This is a genomic window from Asticcacaulis sp. MM231 (genome assembly GCF_964186625.1).
Lineage (GTDB): Bacteria > Pseudomonadota > Alphaproteobacteria > Caulobacterales > Caulobacteraceae > Asticcacaulis.
Genome location: NZ_OZ075108.1, coordinates 881,419 through 901,282 on the forward strand (window position 1 = coordinate 881,419; position 19,864 = coordinate 901,282).

A 19,864-nucleotide genomic window follows, 5' to 3' on the forward strand; every position below is an offset into this window, starting at 1 on the left:
TAAATGAAATTTATCGCGATCGACTTCGAGACGGCCAATGAGCAGAGAGGCAGCGCCTGCTCGGTCGGGCTGGCCTGGATCGAGAACAATCAGGTGACGCGCGTCGAGGAGCGCCTGATCCGTCCGAAGGATATGCGCTTTTCCGGCATGAACATCGCCATCCATGGCATCCGCCCCGAACATGTGGAGGATGCGCCGCAGTTTCCGGCCGTGATGGAGGAGTTCCGGCAGGATTTCGCTTCGGCGATCATGATCGCGCATAACGCTGCCTTCGATATGAGCGTGATACGCAAGGCCTGCGATCAGTATGGCCTTGGCTATCCCGAATTCGACTATCTGTGCACGCTGCAGATGTCACGTAAGGTCTGGCACAGGCTGGCCTCGCACCGGCTCTCGGATTTATCGGCGCATATCGGGCTTCGCTTCAAACACCACAACGCGGCCGAGGATGCGGAGATGTGCGGCCGTGTGGCGCTGGCCATCGCCGGGGATCTGGAGGTCGCGCACATCGGGCATATCCCCGGCGCCATCGGTATGAGGGCGGGCCGCCTCCATGCCGCTGGCTATAAGGCGTGCTCGCTCAGCCCTACTGGACTTCCTCGCCGGTGACGGTGGCAGTGGTATAGTCGATCGTCACCTGAAGCTTTCCGGTATTGTCGTTGAGGTTGTCGTCATTGATGCCGAGCGAGATCGACAGCGCGCCTGGGGGAATAATCACTTCTGCCTGTTCACCGATCGGGAAGGGCTGGCCCACCACGGCGCCATCGGCATCCACAAAGGCGCCGACAAGCTGGTTGAGATAGGTCGGGTAGGTCGCCTTGTCGAAATGGCGGCTGGGGAAGAAGGCGCCGGGATTACCGTAGCGGCCGTCGGTTACAAAGGTCTTTTCACCGCCGGGACCTATCGACGGGTTGCCTGGGAAGGTGGTGGTCGTGCCGGTAGCGGTGAATTTCAGTTTGGCGCCCGCGCGCAGTTTGATTCCCATGACATAGGAAGGCGCCTTGCCGTTCGGGCCTGAGATTCCATAATACAGTTTGGGATTAACGCCGATATCCCATGGCCGCGCCTTGCCATCGACCATGACGGTTTTCTCTGCGGCCTGCACCTGTGCGGTCGTCAGAGCCAGAAGGCTGCAAAGGCTAAGCAGCGTGCGTTTCATTACGATCATCTCCCCACATCGTCAGAAGATGGAGCGTAGCATATAAATTATACGATACAAGTCGCTTACAGCGGCGCGCACACCTCGATCAGCCAGTTGCGCACCTCAGGCGTAATCAGAGGGCTAAGCAACTCGACGCAGAGCGCATGGTAGCGGTCCATATAGGCGCGCTCAGCGGGGGTAAGCAGGGCGACGTCGATCAGCTTGCGGTCGATAGGCGCCCACGTCAGGTTTTCAAAGCGGTGCATCGGGCGTTCGCCGCCTTCGGGGATTTCCGCCTCGGTGACATATTGCAGGTTTTCGATCCGGATGCCGAATTCGCCGGCTTTATAGAAACCGGGCTCGTTGGAGACGATCATGCCGGTTTGCAGGGCGTAGCGGTTGAGCGCCTTGGCGATGCGTTGTGGGCCTTCGTGGACACCGAGATAGACCCCGACGCCATGGCCGGTGCCGTGGTCGTAGTCAAAGCCCTCGGCCCACAGGAACTGGCGCGCCAGGGCATCGAGATGGGTGCCGGTGGTGCCGGCGGGGAACTTCACCATGGCCAGGGCGATATGGCCCTTAAGCACCAGGGTGAACATGCGCCTGTGTTCGTTGCTGGGTTCGCCCATGGCCACGGTGCGCGTCACGTCGGTGGTGCCATCGAGAAACTGGCCGCCGGAATCGACCAGCAATAAATTACCCTTGGCGGTCTTGAGGTCGCTTGCCACATTGACCTTGTAATGCGGCAGGGCGCCATGCGGGCCGAAGCCGGAAATAGTATCGAAGCTGAGGTCACGGAGATCGCCTCCGGCTTTACGGATGCTCTCCAGCTTCCGCGCCACCTCGATCTCTGTCGGCAGGGTGTCCTGCGCTTCCGTCGCCACCCAGTGCAGGAAGGTGGTCAGCAAAGCGCCGTCGCGGATATGGGCGGCGGTGGTGCCGGCGATCTCGACATCGTTCTTGCAGGCGCGCGGCAGCAGGCACGGATCATCGGCGAGCAGGGGCGTCGCGCCGGCGGTTTTGATCGCCTCAAGCCAGTAGGCCGAGGAGAGATTGGCGTCGATCAGCACGTTTTGGCCGGCGAAGGCTTTCAGGCTGGCCTGCACATCGTTTGGTCCGCCGACGCTGACCTCATTGCCCAGCCATTCGAGCAGGCCCTCGCTGATCTTGGCGGGTTCGATGAAGAGTTCGGCCGAGCCATCGGCTTTCAGGATCGCCTGTCCGAGGGGCAGGGGCGAGCGGATGACGTCGCCGCCGCGGATATTGAACAGCCAGGCCAGCGATGATGGCGCGGTGATCAGGGCCGCGGCGATGTGGTTGCTTTTCAGCACGTTGGCGAGATGGGCGCGCTTGTCGCCAGAGGCCACGCCGGCATAGTCGAGCGGTTGCGGCACGATCAGGGCCATGGGCTGAGCCGGGCGTGCTGTGCCCCTAGAAGACTCCCATGCGAGGTCAAGCGGATTGGGCGAAACGGCTTTCAGCGTGACGCCGGCGCCATCGGCGGCGGCTTGCAGGGCGTTCAGGCCGAACGGGCTGACAAGGCCGGGATCATATCCGATGACCGAGCCCCTGGGTGCGATGGCGACCGTATCGGCCAAAGCCGTGGCGTGGAAATCCTCGAGTTCGAAGACCGACGGATCGGTCTGTTCGCGCGATTGCAGTGTGTAGCGGCCATCGGCGAAGAGGATGGCGCGGTCCATGAAGATGATCGCCGCGCCGGCCGAACCGGTGAAGCCTGATACCCAGGCCAGACGCTCATTGGCGTCGGGCAGGTATTCGTTCTGGTGCTCGTCCTCATGCGGCACGATAAAACCGTCGAGACCCAGCTTCCGCATTTCGTGGCGTAAGGCGCGGACGTTGGTCACGCCTTGCGCCGGCTGGGTGGTGACATCGAAATGCTGGAAATGTGCGCTGTCGGCGGTCATAAGAACCTCATAATCTGATGGCTTCTATATAGACTGCCGCTGCGTGGTTTCAAATGAATCTTCCGGTTCTATTCGAACTGAATCTTGGTGATGTAATAGGGCTTGTAGGCTTCCGCTTGGCCCTGGAACCACAGACCATCGACCATCTTGTTATCGCCGCCAATGTCTTTCAGCGGCACCTCGACCGGCAGCCATTGCTTTGCCTTGGGCGTAATAGCGTAGTTCGATTCCACCGCCTTGCCATCGACCAGAACCTTGATGGCGATGGTCTGGCCGCCATCGACGCCGCCATTGATGAAGAAGGTGACCTTGGTGTAGCCCGTGGTGGAGAAGGGCTCGTGATGGAAAGCCAGCGCTGACCACGGATCGCCCTCGACCTTGATCGGCTTGACTGTGCCGGCCGGCACCTGCTGCTCGATTTTTGCCCAACTCCAGCTTTGCCAGTCGGACCGTAACCCATCGTCATAGACGACCAGCGGCGCGGGCTTGGTGTCTTTGGCGAGCACGGGCGCGGTGGTAAGTGTGGCGCAGGACGCAAGAATAGCGGTAAGGAATTTTTGAATGGACATGGCTCTCTCCCGTTAGAAACCCATTGGGCGGGTTTCTTTTATTTGATTTATTTATTTTGTCGGAAAATCTGCCCCTTTCAAGAGGCTGAAAGATGCCATTCAAACTTATCGGTAAACTGTGGTTTTCAGGCAAGCTTCTGCGCGCCTCGACTTGCAAAGCGGGCGACATAGGATGTTTGTGAGGGGGACACATATTTGCGGGTTCAGCCGTAGTATCTCACAGTCTGTGGGGTAGCGCGGCAAGTGCGGAGGCGTTTCAGGGCGGGCCGGTGGTGCGCTTGGTGCCAAGGAGCGGTCAGACTGTCATAATAGGCCTTGTAGAGGGCTTTGGCTCTTTGTTCCAGATCGAGCGCCGATGTGGTTTCAGGCGCGGGGCGTGGGGTGTCTGGCCGGCGCGTGTCGATGTCGTCGTCATCGTAAGCGTAGTCATAGGGCGCATCAGATGCGGCTGGCGCCGGTTCTTTGGCTATCCTGTCGGGCGCAGCCGGTGTGCACGTTGCGGAACCATCAATCGAGACGCGTGCAGACCTGTCATAAGGCCGACAGGCGGGCGTGCTGCTCACAAGAGGCTGGCTTTGCTTTGACGCGCTGGCCTTGCTGTAAATCTGGATCAGCATCCGGTCAGCCGCCGTGATGGTGCGCAGGGTGCGCTCGCCCTCAACAGCGGTTTTGGGCATGGGCAGGGCTTCGACGGCTTCCAGCACACGGTCGGCAAAGGCGCGCAGACGCTCACGCCGCTGTTCGAGCGGCGAGGGTGTGTCAGCCATGTCGTGCGCCATATCCATCCCGCCATGATGGCGCGGTTTTGCGGGGCGGGGATAAGTTGGGGCGAAGACGTGAATTACCTGACGCTTCCCTTGAGTTTCGCGCCATAGAGGCCTATATCTGTTGACGGCGGGTCTTGCTGTGGCTTCCGTGGCGATCACTATTCCTTCTGACCTTAATCACTTAGAACGGGGACTGGCTCTGATCTGGACCGTGGTCCTAGTTACCTGGTTCCCACCTGACTAGTCAGGTCTGAGAGGATTTAACCGCATCGACACGACTCTTCATGGCGCCGCCAACCCATTTTTCACCGTGACAACGGTGTATATCGAACTCCTGACAATTTTTATGGCCCTATAACCTCTTAGAGGCTTCACAGGCGTGTCCAAAATGGATTATCTCAACGGTCTTGTCGTGCATAAGTCCCTGTTGCGGGCCGAGATGAAAACGCGGCGTGTCGCTATGGCGCAGGCCTCGCCTCTGGCGGGGGATATGCTGGCCGAAATCGCCGCCGATATGCTCGATAGCAACCAGACCTGGCCTGACAAGGACGCGATCATCGCCGGTTACTGGCCGATCCAGAGCGAGATCAATCCCTTTCCACTCTTGCAGATTTTCGAGGAGCGCGGCTATGCCGTGGCCCTGCCGTGTCTGGTGGGGGAGGGCGATGGTTTCACCATGATCTTCCGCCGTTTCAGCCTCGGTGATGAACTGGTAGACGGGCCTTATGGCATCCAGCAGCCCGATGAAACCGCCGATGAAATCCTGCCCGATGTCGTGCTGGTGCCACTTTTGGCCTTTGATGCGCAAGGCTGGCGGCTGGGCTATGGCGGCGGCTATTACGACCGCACGCTGGCCCGCCTTAACACCCACAAGGCGATCCGCACCTACGGAGTCGCTTTTTCCGGTCAGCAACTTGCCGAAATCCCGTTTGAGGTGCATGATCAGACTTTGGACGGTATTTTTACCGATAAGGGCGTGATTGAAGCGCGCCCGACGGTCTAGCCCCCACCTTAGCGGGGCTTAGAAACTGGATTATTATGCGTTTTGCTTTTTTTGGTGATGTGGTGGGTCGCGCCGGACGCGATGCCCTCGCTGAACACCTGCCCGGTCTGAAGCGCAAGCTCGACCTCGAATTCGTCATTATCAACGCGGAAAACGCCTCGGCCGGCTTCGGTGTGTCGGAAAATTCGGCGCGTCAGTTGTTTGACGCCGGCGCCGATTGCCTGACGCTCGGCAACCATTCGTGGGATCAGAAAGAGGCGCTGACCTATATCGTGCGCGAACCGCGCCTGATCCGCCCGATCAACTATCCGCCGCTGGCCGATGCGCCGGGGCGTGGCGCCAACCTGTTTGAAACGGCGTCGGGCAAGCGCATTCTGGTGATGAATGTGCTGGGCCTTGTGCACATGGCCTCAATGGACGATCCGTTTGGCGCGGTGGATAAACAACTGGAATCCTGCCCGATCGGTATGGCCTGCGACGCCATCGTGGTTGATATGCACGCCGAAGCGACGTCGGAAAAGATGGCCATGGGCCATTTCTGCGATGGCCGCGCCACGCTGGTGGTCGGCACGCACACTCACGTCCCGACCGGTGACCACCAGATCCTGCCGGGTGGCACAGCCTACCAGACCGACGCCGGCGCCTGCGCCGACTATGACAGCGTGATCGGCATGGACAAGGAAGAGCCCTTGCGCCGTTTCACCACGCGGATCGGCAAGGAGCGCTACCGGCCGGCCTCGGGGCCAGCCACGATCTGCGGTGTCTATGTCGAGAGCGATGACCGCACGGGCCTTGCCACGCGGATCGAGCCCATCCGGATCGGGGGGCGCTTAAGCCAGAGCATCCCGTCGCTTAAGGTCGCTGAATTCCAGGCCGGTTGAAGGCGATACAGCCGATAGCGGTCAGGGCGAACCTGGCCGATCCGCAGGTCTTTTCATACCACGGATAGAGCGGGCTGTGCGAGTTATGCAAGCGGCGGATATGGTTGATATTGCCACGATTCAGGCGGTCGAAATGGACCAGCAGCCACAGGCTGAGGACCGCCAGAATTGCCGGAAGTATTGAGTGTGTCAGCATGATCGACGCAGGGTGGCACAGAAAGCCAGGACTTGCCACCGCTTCTGCTTTCAGGCTAAAACCCCTTTTTGCGCTCAAACGCCGCGCGGGCTTACCTCGCAACAGCTTGGGCGTACAGTCGTGCTTGCCGGATTTCGCGTATGAAGTCCGGAGGCATCAAATGTTTCTATCCAGGACTACCATGGCCGGCCATTCCAAATTCAAGAACATCATGCACCGCAAGGGCCGCGCCGATAAGGTGCGCTCCAAGCTGTTCTCCAAGCTGTCGCGCGATATCACCGTGGCGGCCAAGTCGGGCATGCCCGACCCGAACATGAACCCGCGCCTGCGTCTGGCGGTCAATAACGCCCGCGCCGAATCCATGCCCAAGGACAATATCGAACGCGCCATCAAGAAGGGCGCCATGGGCGAAGCCGATACCTACGAAGACATCCGCTACGAAGGCTTTGGCCCCGGCGGCGTTGGCATCATCGTCGAAGTCCTGACTGACAACCGCAACCGTTCCGCCTCGAACGTGCGCAGCTACTTCTCGAAGTACAACGGCAATATGGGCGAATCGAACTCCGTCAGCTTCATGTGGGATCGTCTCGGCCAGATCGAATATCCGCTCAAGGCCGGCAGCGCCGACGCCATCATGGAAGCGGCCATCGAGGCCGGCGCCGCCGATGTCGAGACCGATGAAGATCCGGAAGAGGGCGGCCACATCATCTACACCGCCTATGAAGACCTGAACGTCGTGGCCGAAAGCCTCGGCAAGGCGCTGGGCGATCCGAAGGCGACCAAGTTCGTCTGGAAGCCGCAGACCCTGACTCCGCTGACCGGCGATCCGGTCAAGACGCTGATGAAGCTGATCGATGCGCTGAACGACGACGATGACGTGCAGAACGTCTACGCCAATTTCGATATCTCGGACGAAGAGCTGGAAGCCCTGGGCTAGGAGCACGTCCGAGTAATCAGCCTTTTTGAGGTTTTTGGTCGACAGTTGTGTGTCTTGGTGATTCACTCATTTCCTATGAGCACCAAGACATTCCGGCCCTGGCTAGTTGACCAACTTCAGCTTCTTCCACCTTCTGTGGACGAATTCGTTCCCGCAGGTCACCTGTCTCACTTTATCCGAGACATGGTCAGGTAAGATCTTGATTTGTCTTCTATTTTGGATGTTTACAGCGAGGATCGTGGTTATCCGCCTTATGATCCTCGCATGATGACGGCCCTGCTACTTTATGGTTATAGCCGGGGTATTTATTCGTCTCGTCGCCTGGCAAGGTCGTGTGATGAGCGGTTAGATTTTATGGCGGTTACTGCGATGAACCGTCCTGACCATCGGACGATCTCCGATTTTCGCAAACGTCACTTGAGCGCGTTGTCCGGCCTATTTCTGCAGGTGTTGACGCTATGCCGTAAGGCTGGTCTTGTTGCCTTAAACCATGTGTCTGTGGACGGTACGAAGATGAAGGCCAATGCGTCAAAAAATAAGGCTATGAGCTACGGTCGGATGAAGACCGCCGAGGTTGACCTGGAAGCTGAGGTTGCGCGTTGGCTTAAGTCCGCAGAAGCTGCAGATGCCGCTGAAGATGCAGAGTTTGGTGACAAGCGTGGCGATGAAACGCCAGACTGGATGACTTCGAAGGAAAAGAGGCTGGCGAAAATCAAGGAGGCACGAGCCGCCTTTGAGGCCGAGGCCAAAGCAAAGTCTGAGAACAAAAAGGCTGAAGCGGCAAAGTCCGGAAAAGACCCGGAAGATCCAGATGACCCACCAGCATCATCCGGGAAGAAGCGTGGACCTAAGCCGAAAACGCCCGAAGGTATGCCATCCGATAAGACACAACGGAACTTCACTGACCCTGATAGCAAAATCATGCTGGGACGTGATGGATTTATCCAAGGCTATAATGCCCAGGTGGCCGTGGACGCCAGGGCTCAGATCATATTGGCGCATGACTTAAACAACTGCGCCGCCGACTGCACCCAGTTGGTGCCTATGGTTGACGCCGTTATTGCCAATACTGGCAAGGCTCCAGACGAATTATCGGCTGATGCAGGCTATTGCTCCGAAGCCAATATAGCGGCCATGGAAAATCGGAAAATAGACGCCTTTATTGCAACCGGACGTCAAAAGCATAACAGCCCGGCTGCGGATGGCGGCCGGGCCAAAACGCCCAAAACGGAAGAGATGCGCAAACGATTGCGCGAAGGCGGCTATGAAAGTCCATACCGTTTACGAAAGCAGACGGTAGAACCTGTGTTTGGCCAGATCAAACACGCCAGAGGCTTCCGTCAGTTTCTAATGCGAGGCATAGAAAACGTATCCGCCGAATGGGCAATGATCTGTACCGTTCACAACATCCTGAAGCTCGCCAAGGCAACCTAAAGACAAAACACCTTCTGAACAGACTGGCAGCAACGAAAAAATGGCCGGGCCCGATATTGCCGAACCAAATCAAAAAATACCTAACCCCAAAACTGGTTACTCGGACGGGCTCCTAGGCCGGCTTATCGCCCCTTTTGTAAAAGCGTGATCATTAAGTGACGAAGCCCGCCACAAGTGGGCTTCGTCATGAATTCAAGACTTTGTTTATGCCGTGATCTATGCGATTATCGGCGTTAACCATGTTTTAGCACCGTTGGGTGGGGGATTAAAATGAGAGCTTCAATCCTGATTTTGGCTGGCACTGGGCTTTGCTTAGGCCTGACAGGATGTACGACAGTCCCTGTCCCTGTGCCTGATCTCGGCCTATTGGTGCCAGTCGGTTTGACCGGTTATAGAACCAAGGCCATCGATGTGCGCACCGATAAGGAAAAAGCCGCAGCTTGCGTGGCCGCCTTTGAGGCCAATGGTCAGGCCCCGCAGATCATGACCTATGACAGCGACACCAAGACCGAAGTCCATATGAACACTGACGGTAAGCGCGTCGACGTGACCGCCCAGAACGCGGAGGACAACACCGCGATGGGTATGGGCGGCAAGGTGGGCGGCCGTATTCCGGAAGCCTGCACCGACGCCGATCCGATCCCGGGCTCGGCCCTGCCGAAGGACCGCCGTTACAAGACACAGTGGAATTCGCAGAAATAAGGCGGGGATTTTAGCGGGATTCCTTCGCCTCCCCCCATGAAAATGGGGAGAGGACGACAAACAAGGCGAAGCCGCAGATTGTCGGGTGAGGGGCTTGTATGTGATAGCCCCTCACCGATCGCCTTCACTACGTTCGGCTCTCGCCCTCTCCCCGCTACGCAGGGAGAGGGGAAAATTGAAAAAGCCCCGGATGGCGACATCCGGGGCTTTTTTAATGGCGGGCGCAGGCGGCTTACGGCTTGGCGGCGTTGCCGGTATTCGGGCCAAGCACCTTGTAAGGTACTTCGGTGGCGGTATTCATTGCCACGCTGTTGAGGCGCGGCCAATACTGATCGAAGAGATACTGATTGTCAGCATCGCCCGGCACATCGAATTCCGAGCCCTTGTACCACGGCGTGCAGGTGCGCTGCGCCGGATCGAGATTGCCCCATTTCAGCGTCGGGCAGCCGGCGCCATTGGGATCAATCCGGTTATCGACGGCGCGGATCTCGCCGCGGCTTCCGGCCAGGATACCGGCGGTGCGCATATTGGCGATCTGGTTGCGGCCGATAAAGGCCTCGCCACGTTCGACATTGATGCCGATTTCGCTGGCGATGATGGTGTTTTCGATGATGCGCGTGCGGTTGAGCGAGGACACCACACCATGGTCGCTGCGCGAGATCAGGGTGTGCGACAGCAGCGCCTCACCGGCGCCGTCAAGCGCGATGGCATCGGCAAAGTACAGCACCTTCATGTCATTCATGGTCAGGATCGAACCGGCGCTATCGAGCTTGATGTCGAGGCCGATGGCGCCATCTCCGCGCTCGAAACCGTGCCAGTCGGCCAGTTGCTGAACGCTGACGCCGAGGATCGATGAATCGCCATCGAGCACGGCGTAAAGACCGCCGGCGGTGGTGGCAATTTCGGAGTTTTCAGCGTAGAGCGCCGAATTGTTGACCGCCACCGCGACCGAGCGCGTCTTGGCGATGATATGGGTGTTTTCAATCAGGTTGAGGCGGCCGCCGGACTGATGAACGGCGGCATTATTGCCCTGATAGCGGATCTGCGAATTTTGCAGCGTCAGTTCGCCGCCGGAGCCTTCGATACAGGCCGCTTCCTCGCCGCGCGGGCTGGAGAAATAGACGTCCTTAAGGATGACCTTGTCGGCCTGCGGCGCGATGCGCAGGCAGTTCTGGCCGGTGGGCGCGATCAGGACCGGAATTTGTTGCGGGCCATAGCCCTGGCCAACGATGGTGATCGAGCGCTTGATGTCGAGGCTGGCGACGCAGGAACGGTTGCGCGCCTTGAGATAGAGCACGCCGCCGTAACGGATGCTTTCGGCCACGCGCTCGACATAGCCGGGAGGGGCGCGGTCGCAGTCGATCGTGGCGTCATAACGGTTGCCGCCGCGATAGCCGTAATAGTGACCGTTCTGGCGATAGTGGCGTTGCGGGCCGCAGGTGCGGAGCTGGGCATCCAGCAACATGCCAAAACACGGACGGATGGTCGAATTCACGCGGGCGGCGTTGTTGCCGCGATAGGCGTCATCGGCCTGGGCGGCGTGGGGCGTGACGGCGCTCAGCAAAAGCGCGGCCATGCCAAGGACGAGGCCCTGGCCTTTTGCACCTATCTGACGATCTTTACGCATCCACATGCTCGTTTTCCTTAAACCTCATGCCCCCTCTGATGGCGACTGAGCGGTAAAAACTCTAGTTTTCCGGTGTACGCGATACTTGCGCCAGCACAGCCTGCAAACGGCCGGCCGACGGCTTGAAGCCGGCGAGGGCGGCATCGAGCTGCATCACGACCAATTCGGCCTTGTCCTGATCGGCCACGCCCTTCACACCGAGATCGAAATAGGTCGACATGGCGTAGCGCGCCTCGGGCGAGCCCTGCTTTTCGGCCTGTTGATACCAGTAGAAGGCGCGGGCGTAATCGACCTCGACGCCGACGCCTTCGGAATACATGACCGCCAGCACCAGTTGCGAGCGCGAGTCGCCATTGACGGCGGCAAGCTGGATGGCGCGGACGCGATCGAGATAGGTCAGGCGTTCGCCACCCGGCATACCGATCATCGAGCGCAGGGCGTCGATCGTTTGCTTGGGCACATCCTTCGGCTCGAAACAGGCGACATTGAGCAGATTGAGATAGTCGAGCGCGCGAACCACGTGGATGAACGGCAGTTCCTCCATGCGCGACAGGGCGTAGGAGGCGCCATCGTCCGGACGGCTTTCGTCGGAATGGGGTACGCCGCCCGGAGGCGCGTCGGGCGGATAGAATTCGTAAGGCGAGGTCCAGCGGCGCGCCTTGGATTCAACGAACGAGGCGTAGCGCGTGCGCGAGGGCGCCGACTTCTCGAAATCTTTCAGCAGCACATAGGCGCCGACATCGCCGGTTTCCGAGGCTTTATAGTTATAGAGATAGGCATCGACGTCCGAGCGCTCGAACAGGGTGCGGACATTGGAGGTGCCGTAATTGTGGCCGCGCATCATGGCGCGGATGGCCTGCTGGTTATCGGCCGGCTCACCCATCGGGCCGTATTGATCGTCATAGAGGCGGCCAAGCGTGCGGAAGCCATCGGCGCCGAGCGTTGACTGGATATAGATGACGCGATCGCGCACCTTGTCGCGCTCACCGGAATCCATCATTGACAGTTCGTTGTTGAGGATGCGGTAGGCGCGTTCACGCTCGAAAGCGCGGCATTTATCGTAGCGCGACGCCAGAACGCCGCCGCGCGGGTCCATGGCACGGCTCATCGGCGCGTAACCCTGCTGGTTGGCGAGGGCCATCACCAGCCAGACCGAGGATTCTATGTGATCCTCAAGGTTCTTGTCGGAGGCATCGGCCGCCGAATAGCGATTGGCCAGCTCAAGCTGGGCGAAGAAGTCATTGGAGAAGGCGAGGTGGCGATAATAGCGGATTTCGCGTTCCTGGCCGTTGAAACCTTGCGTCTGGAAGGGTTCGGGTGGACGCGGGCAGGCGTATTGACCATCGACGCCGGCCTTGCGGCCCTGCAACCAGCGCCAGTCCATATTGTCGCAACCCGACAGGGAGGTGCTCAGGCACAGACCGGCCATCAGCGCGACACCCAAGCGGGCGGGCACTCTATGGCCTGCGAAGATCCCCGCCGCAGCCTGTTTCAAGGCGCGCCAGGATGATCTCGTCTGATCACATTCTGACATCAGTAAACGCTCCGACGACGTCGGTATAAATATGGTTAACGTAGTTATTGTGAAGGATTACGAAGACTGTCAAGCTTTGGCCCCCCATGCTCTCAAAAGCTCACCCCAATTTCGGTGAGCGTTGCCGGATTGTCGCGCCGATACGCGCACGAAACCCCCTCGTAATCCGAACCCCTGCGTGCCGAAGCATACATTTATCATCATGCTTCAAAAGCCATGCCTTGGCCAGAAAAAAGTGTTAATCATGTCAACAAGAGACGGGTTTCGCGCCCTGCGTGCTAAAGCCCGCCAAGAATGCCCCTAAATGCCCGCCTCAGGGGAAAAATCAGGAGTTGAAGTTGAGTTACGTGGTTAAACCGGTTGTTGCAATGATGAGTAAAGCCGAAAAATATCAAGAAGTTATAAGGGACGTTCTGGCGGTGCTTGAGGGCGAGCCCGATAGGGTGGCGCGCATGGCCACGACCGTCTCCCTGCTCAATCAGGCGTTCGACGCCTGGTTCTGGACCGGCTTTTATGTCGTGGATAAGGTTAAGAAAGCCGCCGGCGTCAATGAACTGGTGGTTGGGCCCTATAATGGCACTCTGGGGTGTCTGCGCATCGCTTTCGGGCGCGGGGTTTGCGGGGCCGCGGCAGCGACCGGCGTTACGCAGGTGGTGCCCGATGTGCACGCCTTCGCCGATCATATCGCCTGTGATTCCCGCTCCAATTCGGAGATCGTGGTGCCGGTGTTCGACGCCGCGGGTGAGCTGATCGCGGTGTTTGATTCCGATTCCGAGAGCTTCGGCACCTATGATGAGGAAGACGCCGTCAATCTCGAAAAGCTGATGAAGGCGGTGTTTGCGGTTTAAGTAAGAAACCCCACCAACGCGCTAAGCGAGATGTGGTTGTAGGGGTTCTGACTATGCACTTATCTTTAAAAGCGTCTTGTCACAGGGCGCGCAATATCAATGCCTGTCAGCTCGTCTTGGGCAGTTCGCGGATCTCTACAATCCCGCCGGCCTCATACACCGGATTGCCGGCCAGCAAGCCGCGCGCGGCTTCAAGGCTCTCGGCCTCGATACGGATAAATCCTGTCAGATGGGCGGTGATTGCGGCATCAGTCCTGTCCTTGCGGCAGGCGATCCCGTCGCCGATCGCACTGCCGCCGCGCAAATGACCGGCCTGTTCCAGCGTGGCAATATAAAGATCCCAGGCCTCGGCTGGCTCCCCGTCCGGCGTTTTGTGCATCAGCAGGATATAGTCGCTCACAGGTCCCTCCCGTATTTCACCTTGCGATTTTAGGCCTGCTCGGCTAAACCGCGCCCATCCCTTTTATATATAACAAATAAAGGCTCTGCAACTCCATGGCGCAACAATATATCTATCAGATGCAAGGCCTGACCAAGCATTACCCCGGCGGTAAGAAGGTCTTTGAAAACATCTGGCTCAGCTTCTATTCCGACGCCAAGATCGGCGTGGTCGGTGTCAACGGTTCGGGTAAATCAACCCTGCTGAAGATCATGGCCGGCATCGACAAGGAATTTTCCGGCGAGGCGAAGGCCGCCGAAGGCACCAAGATGGGCTATCTGGAACAGGAGCCTCACCTCGATGACAGCCTCAATGTCTGGGAAAACGTCATCTCGTGGTGCGAGGAAAAGAAGATCTTCGACCGCTTCAACAAGGTGGCCGAGCTTATGGGGGAGGAATACACCGATGAGCTGATGGAGGAGATGAACAAGCTCCAGGAAAAGATCGACGCCGGTGACCTGTGGGATGTCGACTCGCGCATCGAAATGGCCATGGACGCCCTGCGCTGTCCGCCCAACAATTCGCCCGTGACCAAGCTGTCCGGTGGTGAAAAGCGCCGTGTCGCGCTGGCCCGCCTGCTGCTTTCCAAGCCCGACATGCTGCTGCTCGATGAGCCGACCAACCACCTGGACGCTGAGTCCGTGGCCTGGCTGCAGCACCACCTGGAGAGCTTCCCCGGCTGCGTTATCCTCGTCACCCACGATCGTTACTTCCTCGATCAGGTGACCAAGTGGACGCTCGAACTCGACCGCGGCAAGGGCGTGCCCTATGAAGGCAACTACTCCGGCTGGCTGGAGCAGAAGCAGAAGCGCGTCGTGCAGGAGCAATCGGAATCTGAAGCCCGCCAGCGCGCGCTCACCAAGGAACTGGAATGGGTGCGTTCAGGCGCCAAGGCTCGTCAGTCCAAGTCCAAGGCCCGTCTCGCCGCCTATGAGGACATGGTGCGCGAACAGGAAAATTCGCGTGGCGCCCAAAGCTTCGCCACCATCCAGATACCGCCCGGGCCGCGCCTCGGCAATCTGGTGCTCGAAGTCACCGATCTTGAAAAGGAGTTCGGCGACAAGGTGCTCTTCAAGGGCCTGACCTTCAAGCTGCCGCCCAACGGTATCGTCGGCGTCATCGGCCCCAACGGCGCCGGTAAATCGACCCTGTTCAAGCTGATCACCGGTCAGGAAAAGCCCGATGCCGGCACGGTGCGCCTCGGCGAAACGGTCAAGCTGGCCTATGTCGATCAGTCGCGCGATGACCTGCAGCCGAACGACACGGTGTGGCAGGCGATCTCGGGCGGCACCGACATCATGCTGGTCGGCAAGCGCGAAATCAACAGCCGCGCCTATGTCGGCGGGTTCAACTTCAAGGGCGGCGACCAGCAGAAGAAGGTGGGCCTGCTCTCTGGCGGTGAGCGCAACCGCGTCCACTTGGCCAAGACCCTGGCGGCCGGCGGCAACGTCATCCTGCTCGACGAACCGACCAACGATCTCGATATCGAAACCTTGCAGGCCCTCGAAGAGGCGCTGGAAGAATTCGCGGGCTGCGCCGTGGTCATCTCCCACGATCGCTGGTTCCTCGATCGTCTGGCCACGCACATTCTGGCCTTCGAAGGCGATAGCCATGTCGAATGGTTTGAAGGTAACTTCGAAATGTACGAGGAAGACAAGAAGCGCCGCCTGGGCGTGGATTCGTTGATCCCGCATCGGATCAAGTTCCAGAAGTTCTCGCGCTAAGCAGGGGCACGCAACTGCACCCGAAAGTTTAAGAGCGTCGGTCACAAGGCCGGCGCTTTTTTTTACGACCAACCACGGCCCCAGAACCAATGATCCGGCAACGCTTTCATTGAGCGCACCTCCTGATCCGTATCAAGGTAAACATTGGCCGGTATGGAAGGCTGCGCCGTGTTAAAAATAAATGTTCCCCCGCCTGAAACGCCCAGACCTTCGGAATGCATCAGGAATTTGGATACGCGATCATCATCGTTTTCGCGCCTTGTAAACAGCATTTGGACACGGGCTTTTTTCAGCATATCCCGAATATGTGGCACGGTTTTAAGGTCGCCATTCGCGCAGGAAATGGCTGAAATGTCGTCAATCCTTATGACGAGGTCACCATTTTGATAGACGGGGCGGCATTTTTCTTCAGCCGCTACGATGGCTTCAAGCTGAACTTTGTAATTGGCGAAATACACCTGCGCGTCATCATAGGTCAGGTCACGCCCCTGCGACTGACAACCGCTCAAGCTGATAGGGCAGGCGCAGGCCAGTAGCAGGCCCATGATTTTAATGATGCGCATTTTCCCCCACTTCATAATGAGGTGGAGAATACATGAAAAGGCATAGGCAACAAGTTCAGGGTTTTAGCGCTCGCCCTGATGGGATCAGGCTGATGTGACGGACCAAGAAGCGCCGGTCCTTTAAGAACCGACGCTTCTTTAGCTTGGACGTTACGCCCTAGTTGTCGTCATCCTGATCGACCATGCCGGAGCCGGAGATCGTGGTGTCGACCTTGGCCGGCTTGGTGGCCAGATCGACATTGCCGGAGCCGGAAATATCGATCTTGGCCTTGTCGGTGGCGTAGACATCGGCGCCGCCCGAACCGCTGACCGAGACGTCGGCATCCTTGGCCTGAAGGGCGGCCAGATCGGCGTCGCCGCTGCCCGATACATTGAGCTTGAGCGTCTGGGTGCGGCCGACAGCATGGACCGAACCGGAGCCGGCGATATTGATATCGATCGACGGCTGGTCATAGCCGCGCAGGTCGAGATCGCCGCTGCCGGTCATCTCGAAGCGCTTGATCGCCGGTGCGGTGACGGTGATGCGGGCGCCTTCATGGCTGGTTTGGGCGTCGAAGCCGTCCTTGCCCCAGGTGAAGTTGATGCTTTCCTTGTGGTCAGGGCCATCGGCGATCGACAGGCGCCCGTTTTCCAGCTTGATGCGATCGACGAGCGACTTCGGGCCGGTGATGGTCACCGAGGCGGTTGGCCCCTGTGTATAGACGACATCGGCGGGCAGATCGACGGCTAGCAGGTCACCGCCGGTCCAGGCCAGGGTCTTGCTGGTGCTGGGCTCAGGCTTGCCGGCCTCACCCTTGCCGATGCGAACGCGATCACCTTCGGTGATCAGGCCGATATTCCAGCCCTTGGTCCCGACTTCGTTGGAGACGAGGGCGGCGGCACCGGCCAGGCAGACCAGCGACAGGACAAAGGCACCGGCGGAGAAGAGGAAAAGTTTGCGGATCATGGTCGTCTCCTTAAGATTCAAGCGCGGGCTTGAGCACGCGGTAATGCAGGCGGGCGAACCAGACCACACCGTTGACTAGCCAGATGGTCAGGGCCAGGGTGATGGCGCCGACGGCGGCGGACAGCAGCATGGCGCCGAAACCACCGAGCAGGGCGGCGAAGATCCCGCCGGGCAGGCCCATGAAGGGACCTGCCGCGAAGACGACACCACCGGCGATAAAGCCGCCGATCGCTGCGGCGAAAATGCCGATCAGCGTGCCGACCACACCGCCGAGCAGTGGCAGCAGGATCAGGATATCGAGCGCGCCGAGGCCTAGGATACCGACGATGGCGGCGGTGGCGTTGGAGGGCGTCTTGGCCTCATCCCAGCTTTTGACGCCGGCTTCTGCCTTCAGTTCGCGGGCGAGTCGTTCGGGATCACCGAGGGCGGCGGCCACTTCGGATTCGGAGCGCCCTTCGGCGGCGGCATCCTTGAAGTGGGCCTCATAGTCGGCCATGATTTCCTTGAGCGTGGCGGGCGGCAGCCCGGTCAGGCCCTTGCACAGCCGGTCCAGAAATTCGATACGGGTCATGATTCAGGCCTCTTCTAAGGGAGCGTTGGCGACGGGAACGGGCTCTAGCAGGGCGTCGACCGCCGCGGCGAAACCGCGCCATTCGGCGGCCTGGGCGTCCAGGGCGGCGCGACCAGCATCGGTCAGTTTGTAATATTTGCGCGAAGGGCCGGACGAGGATTCCACCAGATAGGTGGTGACCAGGCCGTCGGTCTGCATGCGGCGCATCAGCGGGTAGATCGTGCCCTCTCCCATGCCAATGGCATCGGAGAGGTGGCTGGCGATCTCGTAGGCATAGCTCTCATTGCGCGCCAGCACGGCCAGGACGCAAAGGCCAAGTACGCCTTTTTTCAGTTGTATATCAATGGTTTCCGGCATTCGAAGTCCTCGACGCGCTGAAAGTGTCGCGGCCGGGGAGGAGGCCGCTTGGTCATTGAATATGACAAGCTACCTGTTGATGCAAGGTATATATCATTAAATAGTAGTAAGGTTCGGCTAACGCCGTTCCTGTAAGGGTTTCAGCTTTTAGACGGTTTATGCGAAGGCCAGATGCTGCGCGAAGAAGGGCAGCACGTCGCTCATAACGCGGCCGTTCGGTCCCCAATGGCGCTCACCCCATGATCCGCGATACTCCTCGGCCTCGTAAGCGATGCCGAATTCGTCGAGCTTATGGGCGAAGGCCTGATTGGAATAGACATGGTCGAAATTGCCATCATTACGGCCCCAGTCGAACTTGAAACCGCGCAGGTGTTTCAGATTGCCGGCATAGGCCGGGATCATGCGTTCGAGGAAAAAACCGTCCTGGAGTTTGGCGGTGAGAGCGGTATCGATCACCAGTTCGCCATTGACCTTTTTGGCGGGCAGGTCAACGAACAGCGGCGCCTTGCCCGGATTGGGCAGATGGGCCTGATAGATGGCGGTGAAGATCTGCGAGAAAATATCGGCCTTGACGTCTTCGAGCGCTGTCGCCTGGCTGAGGAGATCCCAGTTCGGCCGCCCCTGCATGATCTGGACGCCGTTGCCTGTACCGACCGGATGGAGCGCATAGACCGAGCCGAACATATCGGGATGCTTCATGCCGAAACGGAGGGCACCGTGACCGCCCATGCGATCGCCGGCAACACCGCGTGAGGCGGCGGCGGGCAGGGTGCGGTAGGTTCTGTCGATATAGGGCACCAGTTCGCTGATCATATAGTCTTCCCAGTTGCCGGTGACTGGGGAATTGACATAGAGCGAGGAACCGAGCGGCGTGCTGAAATCGGCCGACACGATGATGACCTCGCCGATCAGGCCTTTGGTGATGGCGGCATCGAAGATCGCCTGCGCGCCATAGCTGGCGAAGAGCGTCGTATCGGTATCGAAGAGATTGGGCAGGACATAGATGACCGGATAGCGTTGCTTGCCGGTATCATAACCGGCTGGCAGGTAGACGCTGATCGCGCGATCCGGACTCAGGCCGATCTTGTTCTGGGTAAATTGTTTCGAGGCAATAGTGCGCGCCTCCGTCCGGCTTGCTGTTGCCGCCAGGGCGGGCAAGGCCGCAAAGGCCAGACCTCCGGAGAGAAAGCTGAAACGTGTAAGTCCTGAGCCCATAACCGCGCCTCCCTTGCCATTACGCGAGGATCGGCGCGAAAACAGGCAAATTGATGACGCTGTTATTTGGGCTGTTTTTACGGCTTGTAAAACACAAATCCGGCGCCACAGGCGATCAGGGTAAAGCCGATGGCGGTCTGCCATTTCAGCGGTTCGCCAAGATAAAGCGCGGAAAAGATGACAAAAACCACAAGGGTAATGACTTCCTGAATGGTTTTGAGCTGAGCGGCTGAAAACGTGCCGTAACCGATGCGGTTGGCCGGCACCTGAAAGCAGTATTCGAAGAAGGCGATGCCCCAACTGACCAGCACGACCACCCACAACTTTTCCATCTTGAACTTGAGGTGGCCATACCACGCCATGGTCATGAACAGGTTGGAGCAGACCAGCAATGCGATGGTCGATACGGCGGGGGATAGTTTCAGCACGGGGGAGGCTCCAGGGATTCACGCACAATTTTCACGCTGTTAGCGCGGCGTAAATAA

21 protein-coding genes and 1 pseudogene are annotated in these 19,864 nt (G+C 59.0%); 8 read left to right on the plus strand and 14 right to left on the minus strand.

The genetic code is table 11. The features are described 5' to 3' along the window. Positions 1-3: 3 nt before the first annotated feature. A complete protein-coding gene (locus ABQ278_RS04175) occupies positions 4-609 on the plus strand; it encodes a 3'-5' exonuclease (RefSeq protein WP_349321350.1) in 606 nt (201 codons plus the stop codon). Here ABQ278_RS04175 and ABQ278_RS04180 read toward each other — a convergent pair. The 4 genes from ABQ278_RS04180 to ABQ278_RS04195 form a co-directional block, all read right to left on the minus strand. Continuing rightward, entirely contained in the window at positions 587-1,159 is a 573-nt protein-coding gene (locus tag ABQ278_RS04180) for a hypothetical protein (protein ID WP_349321351.1), read from the minus strand. The two genes, ABQ278_RS04175 and ABQ278_RS04180, sit on opposite strands and share 23 nt — an antisense overlap. A gap of 65 nt (positions 1,160-1,224) precedes the next feature. Further along, complete coding sequence (locus ABQ278_RS04185) at positions 1,225-3,066, minus strand: aminopeptidase P family protein (protein ID WP_349321352.1); 1,842 nt, start codon at positions 3,064-3,066, stop codon at positions 1,225-1,227. Positions 3,067-3,134: 68 nt separating this feature from the next. Next, positions 3,135-3,635, minus strand: coding sequence for a hypothetical protein (locus ABQ278_RS04190; RefSeq protein ID WP_349321353.1), 501 nt, complete (start codon positions 3,633-3,635; stop codon positions 3,135-3,137). 203 nt (positions 3,636-3,838) lie between these two features. Then, the gene (locus ABQ278_RS04195; protein ID WP_349321354.1) at positions 3,839-4,402 is read right to left on the minus strand and encodes a hypothetical protein; all 564 of its coding nucleotides are present in this window, start codon (positions 4,400-4,402) and stop codon (positions 3,839-3,841) included. Positions 4,403-4,790: 388 nt separating this feature from the next. Here ABQ278_RS04195 and ABQ278_RS04200 point away from each other — a divergent pair, with 388 nt between their 5' ends. Together ABQ278_RS04200 and ABQ278_RS04205 are read left to right on the plus strand one after the other, a co-directional pair. Continuing rightward, positions 4,791-5,405, plus strand: a complete 615-nt coding sequence (locus ABQ278_RS04200) for a 5-formyltetrahydrofolate cyclo-ligase (protein ID WP_349321355.1) — start codon at positions 4,791-4,793, stop codon at positions 5,403-5,405. Positions 5,406-5,440: 35 nt separating this feature from the next. Further along, positions 5,441-6,286, plus strand: a complete 846-nt coding sequence (locus ABQ278_RS04205) for a TIGR00282 family metallophosphoesterase (RefSeq protein WP_349321356.1) — start codon at positions 5,441-5,443, stop codon at positions 6,284-6,286. Here ABQ278_RS04205 and ABQ278_RS04210 read toward each other — a convergent pair. Then, positions 6,258-6,482 carry a hypothetical protein gene (locus tag ABQ278_RS04210; RefSeq protein WP_349321357.1) on the minus strand — a complete coding sequence of 75 codons (225 nt, stop codon included), beginning with the start codon at positions 6,480-6,482 and terminating at the stop codon, positions 6,258-6,260. The two genes, ABQ278_RS04205 and ABQ278_RS04210, sit on opposite strands and share 29 nt — an antisense overlap. A gap of 181 nt (positions 6,483-6,663) precedes the next feature. Between ABQ278_RS04210 and ABQ278_RS04215 the strand changes: the two genes are divergently transcribed. The 3 genes and pseudogenes from ABQ278_RS04215 to ABQ278_RS04225 all read left to right on the plus strand — a co-directional run bounded on the left by ABQ278_RS04215 (position 6,664) and on the right by ABQ278_RS04225 (position 9,555). Beyond that, a complete protein-coding gene (locus ABQ278_RS04215) occupies positions 6,664-7,419 on the plus strand; it encodes a YebC/PmpR family DNA-binding transcriptional regulator (protein ID WP_349321358.1) in 756 nt (251 codons plus the stop codon). 75 nt (positions 7,420-7,494) lie between these two features. Next, a pseudogene (locus ABQ278_RS04220) lies at positions 7,495-8,853 on the plus strand (IS1182 family transposase). A gap of 381 nt (positions 8,854-9,234) precedes the next feature. Then, entirely contained in the window at positions 9,235-9,555 is a 321-nt protein-coding gene (locus ABQ278_RS04225) for a hypothetical protein (RefSeq protein ID WP_349321359.1), read from the plus strand. A gap of 232 nt (positions 9,556-9,787) precedes the next feature. Here ABQ278_RS04225 and ABQ278_RS04230 read toward each other — a convergent pair whose 3' ends face one another. Both ABQ278_RS04230 and ABQ278_RS04235 read right to left on the minus strand, forming a co-directional pair. Then, a complete protein-coding gene (locus ABQ278_RS04230; RefSeq protein ID WP_349321360.1) occupies positions 9,788-11,188 on the minus strand; it encodes a hypothetical protein in 1,401 nt (466 codons plus the stop codon). Positions 11,189-11,243: 55 nt separating this feature from the next. Further along, positions 11,244-12,638 carry a tetratricopeptide repeat protein gene (locus ABQ278_RS04235; RefSeq protein ID WP_349321361.1) on the minus strand — a complete coding sequence of 465 codons (1,395 nt, stop codon included), beginning with the start codon at positions 12,636-12,638 and terminating at the stop codon, positions 11,244-11,246. Positions 12,639-13,084: 446 nt separating this feature from the next. Between ABQ278_RS04235 and ABQ278_RS04240 the strand changes: the two genes are divergently transcribed. Beyond that, entirely contained in the window at positions 13,085-13,564 is a 480-nt protein-coding gene (locus tag ABQ278_RS04240) for a GAF domain-containing protein (protein ID WP_349321362.1), read from the plus strand. Positions 13,565-13,670: 106 nt separating this feature from the next. Here ABQ278_RS04240 and ABQ278_RS04245 read toward each other — a convergent pair whose 3' ends face one another. Next, complete coding sequence (locus ABQ278_RS04245) at positions 13,671-13,964, minus strand: hypothetical protein (protein WP_349321363.1); 294 nt, start codon at positions 13,962-13,964, stop codon at positions 13,671-13,673. A 95-nt stretch (positions 13,965-14,059) separates the two neighbouring features. On the opposite strand from ABQ278_RS04245, the gene ettA reads away from it, so the two are divergent. Continuing rightward, a complete protein-coding gene (gene ettA / locus ABQ278_RS04250) occupies positions 14,060-15,727 on the plus strand; it encodes an energy-dependent translational throttle protein EttA (protein ID WP_349321364.1) in 1,668 nt (555 codons plus the stop codon). 62 nt (positions 15,728-15,789) lie between these two features. On the opposite strand, the gene ABQ278_RS04255 is transcribed toward ettA, so the two are convergent. The 6 genes from ABQ278_RS04255 to ABQ278_RS04280 form a co-directional block, all read right to left on the minus strand. Beyond that, positions 15,790-16,290, minus strand: a complete 501-nt coding sequence (locus ABQ278_RS04255) for a hypothetical protein (RefSeq protein ID WP_349321365.1) — start codon at positions 16,288-16,290, stop codon at positions 15,790-15,792. 157 nt (positions 16,291-16,447) lie between these two features. Further along, complete coding sequence (locus ABQ278_RS04260) at positions 16,448-17,236, minus strand: GIN domain-containing protein (protein WP_349321366.1); 789 nt, start codon at positions 17,234-17,236, stop codon at positions 16,448-16,450. Between the two features lie 10 nt (positions 17,237-17,246). Beyond that, positions 17,247-17,807 (minus strand): HAAS signaling domain-containing protein, encoded by a 561-nt coding sequence (locus ABQ278_RS04265; RefSeq protein WP_349321367.1) that lies wholly within the window; start codon positions 17,805-17,807, stop codon positions 17,247-17,249. A gap of 3 nt (positions 17,808-17,810) precedes the next feature. Beyond that, entirely contained in the window at positions 17,811-18,164 is a 354-nt protein-coding gene (locus tag ABQ278_RS04270; protein ID WP_018080987.1) for a PadR family transcriptional regulator, read from the minus strand. A gap of 156 nt (positions 18,165-18,320) precedes the next feature. Continuing rightward, a complete protein-coding gene (locus tag ABQ278_RS04275) occupies positions 18,321-19,379 on the minus strand; it encodes an alpha/beta hydrolase-fold protein (protein WP_349321368.1) in 1,059 nt (352 codons plus the stop codon). Between the two features lie 77 nt (positions 19,380-19,456). Next, the gene (locus tag ABQ278_RS04280) at positions 19,457-19,804 is read right to left on the minus strand and encodes a DMT family protein (RefSeq protein ID WP_349322099.1); all 348 of its coding nucleotides are present in this window, start codon (positions 19,802-19,804) and stop codon (positions 19,457-19,459) included. Between the last annotated feature and the right edge of the window lie 60 nt (positions 19,805-19,864).

Bases quoted from the DNA above. Each gene is read 5' to 3' on its own strand.
- ABQ278_RS04240 (WP_349321362.1), top strand. From the start codon at position 13,085: ATGATGAGTAAAGCCGAAAAATATCAAGAAGTTATAAGGGACGTTCTG.
- ABQ278_RS04210 (WP_349321357.1), bottom strand. From the start codon at position 6,482: ATGCTGACACACTCAATACTTCCGGCAATTCTGGCGGTCCTCAGCCTG.
- ABQ278_RS04205 (WP_349321356.1), top strand. From the start codon at position 5,441: ATGCGTTTTGCTTTTTTTGGTGATGTGGTGGGTCGCGCCGGACGCGAT.
- ABQ278_RS04275 (WP_349321368.1), bottom strand. From the start codon at position 19,379: ATGGGCTCAGGACTTACACGTTTCAGCTTTCTCTCCGGAGGTCTGGCC.
- ABQ278_RS04255 (WP_349321365.1), bottom strand. From the start codon at position 16,290: ATGCGCATCATTAAAATCATGGGCCTGCTACTGGCCTGCGCCTGCCCT.
- ABQ278_RS04185 (WP_349321352.1), bottom strand. From the start codon at position 3,066: ATGACCGCCGACAGCGCACATTTCCAGCATTTCGATGTCACCACCCAG.
- ABQ278_RS04180 (WP_349321351.1), bottom strand. From the start codon at position 1,159: ATGAAACGCACGCTGCTTAGCCTTTGCAGCCTTCTGGCTCTGACGACC.
- ABQ278_RS04230 (WP_349321360.1), bottom strand. From the start codon at position 11,188: ATGTGGATGCGTAAAGATCGTCAGATAGGTGCAAAAGGCCAGGGCCTC.
- ABQ278_RS04195 (WP_349321354.1), bottom strand. From the start codon at position 4,402: ATGGCTGACACACCCTCGCCGCTCGAACAGCGGCGTGAGCGTCTGCGC.
- ABQ278_RS04200 (WP_349321355.1), top strand. From the start codon at position 4,791: ATGGATTATCTCAACGGTCTTGTCGTGCATAAGTCCCTGTTGCGGGCC.
- ABQ278_RS04175 (WP_349321350.1), top strand. From the start codon at position 4: ATGAAATTTATCGCGATCGACTTCGAGACGGCCAATGAGCAGAGAGGC.
- ettA (WP_349321364.1), top strand. From the start codon at position 14,060: ATGGCGCAACAATATATCTATCAGATGCAAGGCCTGACCAAGCATTAC.
- ABQ278_RS04260 (WP_349321366.1), bottom strand. From the start codon at position 17,236: ATGATCCGCAAACTTTTCCTCTTCTCCGCCGGTGCCTTTGTCCTGTCG.
- ABQ278_RS04270 (WP_018080987.1), bottom strand. From the start codon at position 18,164: ATGCCGGAAACCATTGATATACAACTGAAAAAAGGCGTACTTGGCCTT.
- ABQ278_RS04190 (WP_349321353.1), bottom strand. From the start codon at position 3,635: ATGTCCATTCAAAAATTCCTTACCGCTATTCTTGCGTCCTGCGCCACA.
- ABQ278_RS04215 (WP_349321358.1), top strand. From the start codon at position 6,664: ATGGCCGGCCATTCCAAATTCAAGAACATCATGCACCGCAAGGGCCGC.
- ABQ278_RS04265 (WP_349321367.1), bottom strand. From the start codon at position 17,807: ATGACCCGTATCGAATTTCTGGACCGGCTGTGCAAGGGCCTGACCGGG.